General features: G+C 60.2%; 12 protein-coding genes. 4 read left to right on the top strand and 8 right to left on the bottom strand.

Annotated features, from left to right (window positions below):
* Nucleotides 1-87: 87 nt before the first annotated feature.
* The 5 genes from IEW18_RS02675 to IEW18_RS02655 form a co-directional block, all read right to left on the bottom strand.
* Nucleotides 88-354, bottom strand: coding sequence for a UBP-type zinc finger domain-containing protein (locus tag IEW18_RS02675; protein ID WP_188556254.1), 267 nt, complete (start codon nt 352-354; stop codon nt 88-90).
* An 80-nt stretch (nt 355-434) separates the two neighbouring features.
* Nucleotides 435-881 (bottom strand): OsmC family protein, encoded by a 447-nt coding sequence (locus IEW18_RS02670; protein WP_188556253.1) that lies wholly within the window; start codon nt 879-881, stop codon nt 435-437.
* A 217-nt stretch (nt 882-1,098) separates the two neighbouring features.
* Nucleotides 1,099-1,752, bottom strand: coding sequence for a hypothetical protein (locus IEW18_RS02665; protein ID WP_188556252.1), 654 nt, complete (start codon nt 1,750-1,752; stop codon nt 1,099-1,101).
* A gap of 109 nt (nt 1,753-1,861) precedes the next feature.
* Complete coding sequence (locus IEW18_RS02660; RefSeq protein ID WP_188556251.1) at nt 1,862-2,926, bottom strand: glycosyltransferase family 9 protein; 1,065 nt, start codon at nt 2,924-2,926, stop codon at nt 1,862-1,864.
* Nucleotides 2,927-3,210: 284 nt separating this feature from the next.
* Nucleotides 3,211-4,965: a DNA polymerase/3'-5' exonuclease PolX gene (locus IEW18_RS02655; RefSeq protein WP_188556250.1), complete on the bottom strand. Its 1,755-nt coding sequence runs from the start codon at nt 4,963-4,965 to the stop codon at nt 3,211-3,213.
* Between the two features lie 182 nt (nt 4,966-5,147).
* Between IEW18_RS02655 and IEW18_RS02650 the strand changes: the two genes are divergently transcribed.
* From IEW18_RS02650 to IEW18_RS02635, 4 genes are all read left to right on the top strand, one after another.
* On the top strand, nt 5,148-5,543 hold the full coding sequence (locus tag IEW18_RS02650; protein ID WP_188556249.1) for a hypothetical protein: 396 nt from the start codon (nt 5,148-5,150) through the stop codon (nt 5,541-5,543).
* Nucleotides 5,544-5,602: 59 nt separating this feature from the next.
* Entirely contained in the window at nt 5,603-5,989 is a 387-nt protein-coding gene (locus tag IEW18_RS02645) for a hypothetical protein (RefSeq protein WP_188556248.1), read from the top strand.
* Nucleotides 5,990-6,040: 51 nt separating this feature from the next.
* Entirely contained in the window at nt 6,041-6,448 is a 408-nt protein-coding gene (locus IEW18_RS02640; RefSeq protein WP_188556247.1) for an EVE domain-containing protein, read from the top strand.
* A 183-nt stretch (nt 6,449-6,631) separates the two neighbouring features.
* Nucleotides 6,632-8,209, top strand: a complete 1,578-nt coding sequence (locus tag IEW18_RS02635; RefSeq protein WP_188556246.1) for a hypothetical protein — start codon at nt 6,632-6,634, stop codon at nt 8,207-8,209.
* Nucleotides 8,210-8,296: 87 nt separating this feature from the next.
* Here IEW18_RS02635 and IEW18_RS02630 read toward each other — a convergent pair whose 3' ends face one another.
* The 3 genes from IEW18_RS02630 to IEW18_RS02620 form a co-directional block, all read right to left on the bottom strand.
* A complete protein-coding gene (locus IEW18_RS02630; RefSeq protein WP_188556245.1) occupies nt 8,297-8,857 on the bottom strand; it encodes a DUF4252 domain-containing protein in 561 nt (186 codons plus the stop codon).
* Between the two features lie 153 nt (nt 8,858-9,010).
* On the bottom strand, nt 9,011-10,477 hold the full coding sequence (locus IEW18_RS21945; protein ID WP_188556244.1) for an OmpA family protein: 1,467 nt from the start codon (nt 10,475-10,477) through the stop codon (nt 9,011-9,013).
* Between the two features lie 345 nt (nt 10,478-10,822).
* Nucleotides 10,823-12,112, bottom strand: a complete 1,290-nt coding sequence (locus IEW18_RS02620; RefSeq protein WP_188556243.1) for an aminopeptidase P N-terminal domain-containing protein — start codon at nt 12,110-12,112, stop codon at nt 10,823-10,825.
* Nucleotides 12,113-12,284 lie beyond the last annotated feature (172 nt).

Raw genomic sequence — 12,284 nt, 5'->3', positions numbered from 1 at the left:
AGAGCAGTCAACACCAGATCCGGCGGATGGGTGTACCCCGTACGCCGCGGTAAAGAGCAAAGATATGCGAATCCGTGTGGCGGCACCTCAGTATTCGGCCAGCTGACTGTCCACGTAGCACCAGGCCCACTGCTCGCCGGGCTCGGCCGAAATAACCACCGGGTGCTGGGTGGCGTGAAAGTGCCGGGTGGCATGCTTGTTTTTCGAGGAGTCGCAGCAGCCCACGTGGCCGCAGGTCTGGCATACCCGCAGGTGCACCCAGGTGTCGCCCAGGGCCACGCACTCGGGGCAGGCTGGCTCGGCGGGTGCGGGTCGTATCGTTTCAAGAGAATGGAGGTGGTGGCAGAGAGGCATGGGAAGGGAAAAGGCAAAGCACAAACGAATTAATCCTCGGCCAGTGAATGGTAGCTGGCCTAGCTAAGGCTGCAACACGCTTATTCTAGCACCGTGGTTACCACGCGCAGAGCCCCGCTAGTGAGCGTTTTCTGCACCGGGCACTTGTCGGCAATAAGGTGGAGGCGCTGGCGCTGCTCCGGACTCAGGGGCCCAAGCAGGCGCAGCTCCTTGCGGACTTCTTCCAGCATTTCCCCGGCTTGCTCACACTGGTCGCAGTCGAGGCGATGGACGCGGCGGTGGCTAAGGCGGACCTCAATGCCCTGGAGCGGCCACTTCTTTTGGGTGGCGTACAGCCGCAGCGTAATGGCCGTGCACGCACCCAGGGCTGAGAGCAGCAAGTCGTACGGGGTAGGCCCCTGGTCCTGCCCGCCTACACTGCGCGGCTCATCCACGAAATACGTGTGCTGGCCCGCCTGAATTTCGGCGACCAGGGCCTCGGGGCCTACTTTAACAAGTACCGTGGTGGGTACAGAGGTTTCGGGCATGGTAAACGTGGGAGTAAGTAAAATAGGGCAACTAGTTGGAGTCAGAACGTACGAATTTTTCCTTGGCTTGCCTCACTTAACCACCAAAATACCCCTCCAAAAACATGAAGCGTCCCCGGTGCTACCTCAGCACAACCTTTGCCTGCACAAAAAAGCCGCTTCTGCCCGGCAGGCAGAAGCGGCTCAATAAGATAGCGGCGGTCAGGCAGAGCTATCTTCAGGATTTTGGCGTGTAAGGGAATTTCTTGGAGGCGTTGCGCATCAGCAGGTCCACGATGTTCTCGGTGGAGCTAAATACGGAGCCCGAAGCCAGGTAATCGTACTTCCACAGCAGCTTTCCGGCTTCGCCCTCGTGAATGTTCACGGTGATGTTGGCTTGGTTGGTAGCGCCCCAGGCGCCTACCAGCAGGCCTACGGCTACGGCGGCCCCGTCGCTCATGGGCTTGGTCGTGCGCACGCTAGTCGTCAACACGGCATCCACGCCCAGAATTTTGGCCAGCTCCTGGGGAGAGTGAGTGCGCAGCTCATTGTAAGGAATGTTGCTTTCCCGCAGGCGGGCATTGGTCTGCATTACGTCCTGAAAGTCAACGGTGTAGCCGCGCTGCGTTTTGCGGCGAAGCAGCCAGGAGTACACTTTTTCCTGGAAGTCGTGTCCGCTTTTCAGCTCCATTTCCTGCAACTGGGCCGGAGTGGTGCTCTTCATTTGGTTGGGGCGCAGCTGCATGGTAACGGCAGCGGGTAGAATGGCTACCGTCTTGTGCTTGGGGGCATAAGACCGGAAGTCTTGGGCCATATAAATACTGGGTCCACAGGCCGTTAACAGCACGGACACGCATAGAACCATCAGTACCCGAAGGGTAGAAACTTGCATAGTAGAAAGAAAATGAATGATTTTAGGATTATGCCTGACCAATCAGCCCACAAGTATACTAGATACCTCCCCAATATCACGCGTTTCTTTGCTTACCAAAAATTGAATTTTACCGTCCGTCGCGGGCTGGGGGCAAGTCTAACGTAAATGAAATATCCCGCATGCAGCGGAAGTGGCCCTGGGGGCATTTTTCGTAGCCAATCTTGGAACACGGCCGACAAGGTAGGCCTGGCACCTCTAAAATGCGGAATTCTGTGCGGTACGGATACATGCCAAACTCTGGTACCGTGTTGCCCCACACGCTGAATATTTCCTTTCGGAACGCCGCCGCTATGTGCATTAAACCAGTATCGTGGCTGACCACGAAGCGCGCCTGCCGCACTAAGGACGCCGACTGATTTAGATTGAACTTGCCGCAGGCGTTGTAAATAACCGTGGCCGGGCCCGGTGAGGCCGGAAGCGGCGGGAAGTAGTACGGGCTGTCAGGAATCCGGGCTGGGGCGGGCGGAGAACTGGCCGCCTGGCTGTCAAAGGCCAGCTCGATAATGTGGCCCGTGCTTTCGTCCTCGGGCCCACCCAGCAGCACCACGGGCTGGCGCAGCAGACCGCACAGCTCGATAATGCGCTCCACGGGTAACCGCTTGGTGGCATGCTGGGCCCCAATGGCAAAAGCCACGTAGCCACGCTGAAAAATTGGGGGTAGCGCCGCACTCAGGTTCACCTCGTCCGCAGCCGGAATAAAGTAATCCAGCCCTTGCCCATCGTTTTTGACGCCCAGCGGCGCCGCCGCTTCCAGGTAGCGGTCCACGATGTGCACGCGGGGTAGGGTATTCACTTTGAAGCGCACCAGCAGCCACTTGCGCCAGTTCAGCTTATCAAATGAGGCTGACTTTACCCCCAGTTGGGCCTTCAGCAGGGCCGTGCGCAGGTTGTGGTGCAGGTCCACTACGAAGTCGAACTGCTCGGCCTTCAGCTCCGCTACCAGCTCCCGCAACGAACCCGTCAGGCAGTGCACCTTGTCGATGTAGGGGTTAGGCTCCAAGAAGCTGCGGAAGCCCGGCTTGGTAGCAAAATGCACCTGCGCCCCCGGCACCTGCAGCTTCAGGCACCGCACCACGGGCGTGGTCAGCACAATGTCGCCGATGGAAGAAAAGCGCAGAACCAGAATTTTCATGGGTGTAGGCGACAGGTGATGAGGTGATGAGGTAATGAGGTGATGAAGTGGCAGATCAAGGGGGTGAAAGAACGTCATGCAGAGCGCAGCGAAGCATCTCGCGTGCTGACGTTGGGGTAACTCAACGACTCGCGCGAGATGCTTCGCTGCGCTCTGCATGACGCCCTTTTACCGCGCGGTCAACATATAACCCAGCGACTAGCAACCGACAACTAGCCACTGGCATCTACGGCAACTAGCAACCGGCATCTGGCATCTGGCATCTGGCATCTGGCATCTGGCAATCAGCCAAACAACGAATCCTTAAACTCCAACGGAGCCTTAATGCCGGCCTTGCGCTGGGCGAAATACTCGGCTACCTCGGCCGCCGACTTGGCATTGAAGGTCATGGCCTTGGTTAGCCCGCCCTTGCGGCCCATGAGCACGCCGTAGCGCATGTCGGCGTAGCCGTTGGTGTGGTGGGCGTCGGGGTTGATGCTGAGCTGCACGCCCTTGTCCAGGGCGTAGTGCACCCAGCGCCAGTCCAGGTCCAGGCGCCAGGGGTTGGCATTGATTTCAATGATAACCTGGTGCTGGGCGCAGGCATCGATAATAGCTTTGTGGTCGAGGGGGTAGCCTTCCCGGCGCAGCAGCAGCCGGCCCGTGGGGTGGCCCAGCATGGTGGTATAGGGGTTTTCAATGGCGCGCAGTACGCGGGCGGTGGCTTTGCGCTCATCCATTTTTAGGTTGGAGTGCACCGAGGCCACAATGAAATCAAAGGTTTCCAGCACCGCTGGGGTGTAGTCCAGGGAACCATCGGAGAGAATATCCGACTCAATGCCCTTGAAGATGCGGAACGGGGCCAACTCCTGGTTGAGCTGCTCAATTTCGCGCTGCTGCTGGCGCACGCGCTCCGGCTGCAGGCCGTTGGCGTAGTGCGCCGCCTGTGAATGGTCGCAGATGCCCAGGTACTCGTAGCCTTGGTCGCGCAGGAAGGTGGCCATTTCGCGCAGGGAGTGACTGCCGTCGGAGTACGTGCTGTGGTTGTGCAGGGAGCCGCGCAGGTCCTGGTCTTCCAGCAAGGTAGGCAGCTTGTTTTCGCGGGCCAAAGCCAGCTCGCCCAGTCCTTCGCGCAGCTCGGGCTCCACGTACTGCAGGCCGGCGCGCTGGTATGCATCCTGCTCGGTGGAAAACTGCTCCCGCTTCAGCCACTGGCGCAGGGTGGCGGGCTGGCCGGGCCGGGCCTCCGCTGAAATAGCACCGCTCAGGTGGGGCTCGGCGGCGGAGTGCAGCAGCAGCTGATTGGTAAAGCTAGCGGGGGTAGCCAGCACGATTTCCACCTTCACGCCGGAGGTAGTAGCCGTGCCGCGCCAGGCAAAGGGGCCGCTGCGGCGCGCATCGGGCGTGATGCCTTCCAATTGATCCAGCAAATCATGCACCTGCGCCGGTTGGGTAGTAGCCACCACCAGCAGCACAGTTTCAATGGTTTCGAGGCGGCGGCGAACTTCGCCGGCTACGGCAGCCTGCTCCACGCCGGCTACTTCGCGCACCCGGCGGGCCAGGTCCTCGGCCAGCTCCTCGGCCTGCGGATACAGCAGCTTGCCTTGGCTTTGGCTCGTGAACTCCAGGGCGGCCAGGATGGAGTCCTGGGTTTTCTGACCGAAGCCTTTGAGCTTGCTGACCTCGTTGTTTTCAGCGGCCTGGCGCAGCTGCTCGGGGCTTTCAATACCCAGCTCTTTCCACAGGGCCCGGATTTTCTTGGGGCCGATGCCCTTGATATTGAGCAATTCGATGACGCCGGGCGGCGTGATGCTCAGCAGGCGCGTGAGCTCCTCAAACGAGCCCGTATCCAGCATTTCGGCCACCTTGGCGGCGGCGGTTTTGCTTAGGCCCGTGCGGTCGGGCAGGCCGTGGCGCTCAATGCTGGCCACGGGCACGCTTAGCTGCTCCAGGGCATTGACGGTGCCCTCATAGGCCCGGATTTTAAACGGATTTTCCTCGTGCAGCTCCAGTAGCTGGGCCGTGAGGCGGAAGGCACGGATAAGGGCGCGGTTGTCCATAGCGGGCAAAGGTAACTTGTGGGAGAGGCATTCGGGTAGTCCCGGCCGAAACACGGTTCCCGGCCCCCGATTTGCTACATTCGGAGCGGGAAGTGGACCGCGAATGGCCACTTCTGCTACGAAAGCCGTTTACCAAACGGCTATTTCCTCGTTACCTTCTTGCTCACGTAATCCGCTCTTTCATGCGTCTGTTCACGCTCCTGTGCTCCTTAAGCGTGCTGCTGCTGGCCGCTACCTGCAACAACGACCCCAAAACCGCTACTCAGCTTAAGCAGCTGGAGCGGACCTGGCTGCACGCCCACGAAGAAGACCAAGGCGACGTGCGCGTGTACCGGCCCAACACCTACGCCTTCCCGCCTTCGCGGGGCCGCACCGGTTTTGCCTTCGACCATAACGGGCTGTTCACGCAGTACGACATTGCCCCTACCGACGGCATTGAGGGCCGCAAGGGCCGCTGGTCGGCCCAGAACGGCCATAGTCTGCGCATTACCCTCGACGACAAGAAAGAGCCGGACTACACCCTGGAAATCGTGTCTCTGGAGAATGACGTGCTGAAAGTGCGCCGGGTAGAGCCCTAGCGTAATGCAACCATCCGACCGGCGCCAGACTCATGAAGGGGTACTATTTCCCTGACCTTATGCGCGCTTCCATCCTTCTCTGTTTTGTGGTGTTCTTCTTGCTGAGCGGTTGCCAGAAAGAGGAGTCTTCGGTGCCAGCTGAGCGGCTGTTTGGCCAGACCTGGTACAACACCTTCCAGCAAAAGGAAGGCGACTTCTTCATTTTTAAGCCGGAGCCCCAGCTGAACGCAGGCTGGCGTTATGATAACTTTCGGCTGGAGGCCGATGGCCAGTTTCAGGAAGAAGGGCTAGGCCCCGCCGATGGGGTAGAATCCCGGCCCGGCGTCTGGACCCGAGAAGGCGCCAATAAGTACCGCATCCGGTTTCTGGATGGTACGCGGCCTGGGTATTTGCTGGAGGTTAAGCTCCTGGACAAGCAAACCCTACAAGCCCGCCGGGTGTACTAACCCGGCCCGTGCGCAGGCGGGCACTGGGGCTTCTTTTGTAGCTTGCGGGCTATGAACTACTGGCTCGTTAAATCCGAACCCGCGGCCTACTCCTGGGCCGATTTCACCCGCGACGGCGGCACCGACTGGACCGGAGTCCGCAACTTTCAGGCCCGCAACTTCTTGCAGCAAATGCAGCCCGGCGACCTGGTGCTTTACTACCACAGCGTTACTGATAAACAGGTAGTGGGCATTGCGGCAGTGGCCGCGCCGGCCGCGCCCGATGCCACCGCCGAAGCCGGCAGCGGCTGGGTAGCGGTGCACCTGAAACCCCACCAACCCCTCCCCCGCCCCGTGGCCCTGGCTCAGATCAAGCAGGATGCCCGCCTCTCACAGATTGGGCTGCTGCGCCAGTCCCGGCTCTCGGTGATGCCCCTGAAGGGAGAAGAGTTTGACGTACTGCTGGAGCTAGCCAGCTAAGCAGGCGTTTTCAGTTTAGAAAATATTAAGTACTGCCCAGGCCGCCAGCGGCTTGGGCAGCTTGCGTTATAAGGGGGCCGGGAGCCGAACAAATGAGGATCTGCCGGGCGGCACAGTTAGGTCTTGTGCGGGTTTCGCCGTATCTTACTTAACCAGCGGCTCCCACCCTTTCCGGCCCTTCTTATGCGACACCTGTACCTTTTTATTGGCCTATTATTCTGCTTTTTCGCCGCCGCGGCCCAGGCGCCCAAGCAGCCGCCCAAGCCGCCAGTAGTGCCTACCCAACCCTACCGCCTGGAGCTGCCCCTGGAAGCCTATTCCAGTGACGTACTGGTGCAGCCCCTGCTGGAAGACAGCAGCCTAGTGCTGCTGGTGGAAAAGGAACCCCTGCTGACGGGCAAGTCAGAATACACCTTCCAGAAGTTCAACCACCGCCTCCAGCCCGGCCAGGTAGTGCCCCTACCCGTGCCGCGCGGCTACGAGTTCCGCCAGATATGCGCTGAGGGCACCGATGTGTACGCCTTATTTCAGGGCACTACGGAGGGCACCTTGTGGGTAGCGGCCTTCGACTCGCGCACCGGGGAGCTGGGGACGGGCGAGTTTAAAACCAAGCGCACCCGCCAGGTGCACGACCTGAAAGCCCTGGATGGCAACCTGTTCGTGACGGTGGAGGCCGACATGCACCTGACCATTCTGCTGCTGGATCTGCGCGCGGCTACCTTCCGGTTTCTGCCTTCGGTGTACGAGCCCCTGCCCGCTACCTTCACGTTCTTGGCTGATTCTGTTACCAAGCGCGCCGAGCTGATTCTAAGCGAAACAAACGGGTTCAAGTCGCGGCTGCAGCTCAAACAGCTCTCTGATAACGGGCAGTTGCTGCACTCTGAGTTCGTGCAGGCCGGCAGCGAGCGGGGCCTGCTAGAGGCCCAGCTCAGCCCCGGCGACAGCGCGGCCCGGCTGCTGGCAGGCACCTACACTCTGCGCGACTCCCGTTACTCCCAGGGCCTATTCGCCGCCGATTTAAACGCCGGCGTCACCCCTACCGGCCAGCGGCGCTCCTTGCGCTACTACGACTTCCTGAACTTCAAGCATTTCTTCGACTTCATGAAGCCCGCCCGGGTGGCCCGGATGCGGCAGCGCAGTGAGCGGCTCCGCGCCTCCGACCGCCAGTACCGCCACCGCTACCGCCTGCTCATGCACGATATGCTGCCCAGCCCCGATGGGTACGTACTAGTAGCGGAAGTGTACTTCCCGCGCTACAACACTTCTACCTATAACAACCTGGGCAGCCTCTACAACTACGGCTACGGCAACAACTTCGGCCCGTTGGCCCGCTCCTACAACGCGGTTAATCGGCGCAACGAGGGCTACCGGACCACGCACGCCCTCATCTGTGGCTTCGACCGCCAGGGCAACCTGCTCTGGGATAATTCCTTTCTGCTGGATGAGGTAGAGCACTTTTCGCTGCAGGAAGCCGTGCGGGTGCGGCCCCTAGGCGACGGGCGCCGCCTGGTTATGGCTTACCTGAAAGAGAATGACTTCTACTACAAGATGGTAGACCAAACCACCCCTACCCCCAACGACTGGAAGGTAAAAATTCAAACCTCTGCCACCGACGACACCGAGAAAACCACCAATACCCAGCAGGAACAGCTCATTACCTGGTACGGCGGCCGCTTCCTGGCCTCGGGCTATCAGCACATCAAGCCCACGAAAGGCCCCGACCGGGAAGTGTTTTTCCTGAACGTGCTGGAGTTTAAGTAAGCCTACCGCAAACCCTGGCGCCCCACACAAAAAAGCTCCCCTGCCGGCTGGCAGAGGAGCTTTTTTGCTTTCAGGCCATGCAGGCGACTACCGGCTGGCTTCGCCCACCACGTTAGGCAGAATTTTGGCCAACTGGCTGACCTGCTCCCGGGTGAAGTTGCCGGCCACCGAAACCAGCACAAACGAATCGGCGGATTCCTGCTTGCCCACGGCCACAAACTCCGACACCCGGCCGCCTTGCTCGCGCACGGAATAGCGCAGCTGATTGGGGTTATCGGCGGAGGCCGACACGGGCAAGGGAGTATAGCGCTCATTGGCCAGCAGCCCTTCTACTTCCTTGTCCAGCCCTTCGGCAACCAGGTCGCGGGCGCTGCCAGTAGTAGGGGCAAACGTGATGATGCGGGCGCTACGGATGGCTGTCAGGGCCTGGCTTACGTCATTGTCGCCGCCTATTTTGGCAATGCGCCCGAGCAGAAAGCGCGTGGTCAGGCCCGCATTCCAGTCGGTAGCCTTGAAGCCGGGGCGGCTTTCGTATTTGTTGAAGAACTCAGCGACCGTGCGGGCCGGCTGACCCGGGCCGCTAGCACGGCAGCCAGCTAATAGTAACAGGGTCACAGCCAGCAGAAAGGAGAAGTTACGAAGCTTCATGGGAAGTAGGAGTAAAGTAAACGAGAGGTTGTAGGGCCCTGTACGCGGGCGGGGGGCCGGCTGTTGGCACGGTAGCGCTTGGCACCAGCGGCAGCGCGTAAAAAAAGCGGCGCACCTGAGGCGCGCCGCTTTTTGGGAAGGTGCTACCTAGCCTTAAGGCTGAGGAGCATTCGGGATGAAGAATTCAAACTTGAACTCTACCCGACGGTTCTGCGACATGTTTTTCGACGACGTGTTCGGGGCAGCAGGCTCCGATTCGCCGCGACCTTCCGTCACGATGCGCGTGGGGTCAACCTGCTTGCCGGTGAAGTAGCGCTTCACGGAACCAGCCCGACGCTCCGACAGAGCCTGGTTGTACTCATCGGTACCGCGGGAGTCAGCGTGGCCAATTACGCGCAGGCTGTACTCGGGGTGGTCGTTGAGGGCTTTCACCATTTTATCGAGCGTGCCGTACGAGGTGCGCTTAATCACGGTGCTGTTGGTTTCGAAACGGATGGGCTGCTCCAGCTTGCGCACACCCGGATCAATTTCCATGGGGCAGCCGTTGGCGTCTACCTTGGCGCCGCGCGGCGTGTCGGGACACTTATCGGCGCTGTCCGGAATACCGTCACCGTCGGCGTCTACTACCAGCGGGCAACCGTTGGCGTCTACCTGGGTGCCAGCCGGGGTGCCGGGGCACTTGTCGTTCTGGTCAGCTACGCCGTCACCGTCGGCATCAGGGCAGCCGCGCAGGGCGGGCAGGCCAGCCTGGTCGGGGCACTGGTCATCTTTGTCGGCCACGCCGTCGTTGTCCCGGTCGGGGCAGCCTTGCATGGCCGCTGTGCCGGCTTCGGTCGGGCACTGATCCTGGTAGTCCGGAACACCGTCTTTGTCACCATCAAGCGGGCAGCCGTTTTCGTCAACAGCCACGCCAGCCGGGGTGTCGGGGCACTTGTCTTTGCGGTCCGAAACGCCGTCGTTGTCGGTGTCTTTGGCTTTACCCAGGGCAATGTTCAGGCCCACGGTGTGCTGCAAGAACCGGTCGTCGATGCTGTTGTCGTCGCGGGCAGGGTCGCCGTCGATGTTGGCGTTAAGCGGGAAATGCTGACCGGTCTGCACGAACAGGTGCACCGCGTCGCCCAGCCGGAAGTCAATGCCAGCGGCCCCGAACAAGTCGAAGTAGTTTTTGTCCTGGTCGGTGACTTCCGTGCGGTTGTTGCGGAAGATGGTGCCCTCACGGCTGGTGTAAGTCAGGCCCGGGGCGGCCAGCAGGTAGGGGCGCACGGGCGAATCCTCACTCAGCAGCTTAAACTTCAGGCCCAGGTTCACATTCACCACGTTGGTAGCGAAGTTGCTGCCGAAGTAGGGGGCACCGGCGGGGGCATTCTTCTTAAGCTCCACGTAATTGCCGCTCAGCTGCAGGTCCAGGCCGCTAGTGAGGTAGCGGCTGATGGTAATGCCGGGCGCGTACTTGTTTTCGCTCCAGTTCCAGTAGTCAGAACCGAAGTTGCCCTTGTACTGCATGGCACTCACGTTGAGGCCGATGGCCGTCTTGCGGTCGGCGGTCTGGGCTTGAACCCGCGGCGCCGCCGCCAGAAGCGTCAGCCCCAGGGCCGCTGAAGTTGTTAAAAGGTGTCTCATGAGGGCGAAATTAGGTGGAAGAATTGCACAGGCGGAAGCCGCCACCGTCCGGGCAGGATGAATCCGAACTATCCGCCTATACCTTCCTTAACCTAATAAAGTTGCCCCTGAGCTGGCGAAAACCCATTTTACGGCTCTGTTTACCAAGCTCAACAACTACATATTCAGTTATTTATATTTACCATACACAACAGGAAGGCGTTTTGCATTCGTGTTGCAGCAATAAAATTTTTTCTCAGATAAGGCCAATTATTTGCTCACAAAAAAAGAAGACGCCCCCGGTCGGGAGCGTCTTCTGTAAGGCCGGCACTGACCAGGCAAACCAGTTGATTTTTGCTAGCTTGCCTACCGCCGCATTAGCCGCTCAATGTCGTCGGCTTCCAGGGGGATATTCTTCATCAGGTCCTCGTTGCCGCTTTTCGTGATGAGAATATCGTTTTCGAGGCGAATACCCAGGCCTTCTTCCCGAATGTAAATGCCCGGCTCGCAGGTATACACCATGCCCGGCTCGAAGACGCGGTACTTGGCGCCCACATCGTGCACATCCAGGCCCAGGTAGTGGCTCGTGCCGTGCATGAAATACTTTTTGTAGAGCGGGGCGGCGGGGTCCTGGTTTTTCACATCTTGCTCGTTGAGCAAATCCAGCTTAATTAGCTCCTGCTCCATTTGGCGGCCCACGGCGGCGTGGTATTCCTCAATATTATTGCCGGCCACCAGTTGGGAGGTAGCAAACTTCATAACGCGCAGCACGGCCTCGTACACGGCGCGCTGGCGCTTGGTAAAGGTTCCGTTGACGGGGATAGAGCGCGAGAGGTCGGCGGCGTAGTTGGCAAACTCGGCCCCAAAGTCCAGCAGCAGCACGTCGCCGTCCTGGCACTGCCGGTCGTTCGAGACGTAGTGCAGGATGCAGGCGTTGGCCCCACTGGCAATGATGGAGCCGTAGGCCGGGCCGCGGGAAGCGTTGCGCAGGAACTCGTGGAAGATTTCGGCCTCGATTTCGTACTCCATCACACCGGGCTTCACAAAGCCCAGCAAGCGGCGGAAGGCCTTTTCGGTGATGTCGCAGGCGCGGCGCATCAGCCGGATTTCCTCCTCGCTCTTGATGGCCCGCAGCTGGTGCAACAGGGGCGCGGCCCGGCGGTAGGTGTGCAGGGGGTAGGCTTCCTTGATCCACTTAATAAAGCGGGCGTCGCGGGTTTCTACCTCCACCACCGAGCGGATATGCTCATTGGCATTCAGGAACACGTTTTCAGCCTCGTTCATCAGGGCTGGCAGCACCGACTTAAACGAATCGAGCCACATGATGGTGCGGATGCCGGTTTGCTCGCGGGCCTGCTCCTTGGTCAGCTTATACCCTTCCCACACCAGAATATGCTCCGAGGTTTCCTTTAGGAACAGAATTTCGCGGTACTGGGGTAGCACGGCGTCGGGGAAGATGACCAGGATGCTTTCCTCCTGGTCGACGCCGGAAAGGTGGAACAGGTCGTTGTTCTGGCGGAAGGGCATGGTGCCGTCCGCGTTGGTGGGCATGATGTCGTTGGACTGGAAGATGGCCAGGGAAGCCGGGGGCAGCTGCTGGGTGAAGCGGCGGCGGTTCTGGGTAAATAAATCGGGCGAGATGGAGCCGTAGCGCATGAGTGGCAAGCGGAAAAGGTGGCACAAACGGAAGCCGCCGCAGCGGCCGGGGCAAGTTAGGCAGTTCCGCGCGGCTTTAAACGAGGCCACGCGTGGGTGCGGGCCCACTACGGCCGGGCGGGCAAGCCGGCAGCCTATTTCGAGCTGGGCAGCCAGCAATGCCTACCCTTTG

Source organism: Hymenobacter glacieicola (assembly GCF_014640315.1).
Classification (GTDB): Bacteria; Bacteroidota; Bacteroidia; order Cytophagales; family Hymenobacteraceae; genus Hymenobacter; species Hymenobacter glacieicola.
Note: the sequence above shows the minus strand (reverse complement) of the source record. Positions and strands in the feature narration are given on the sequence as shown.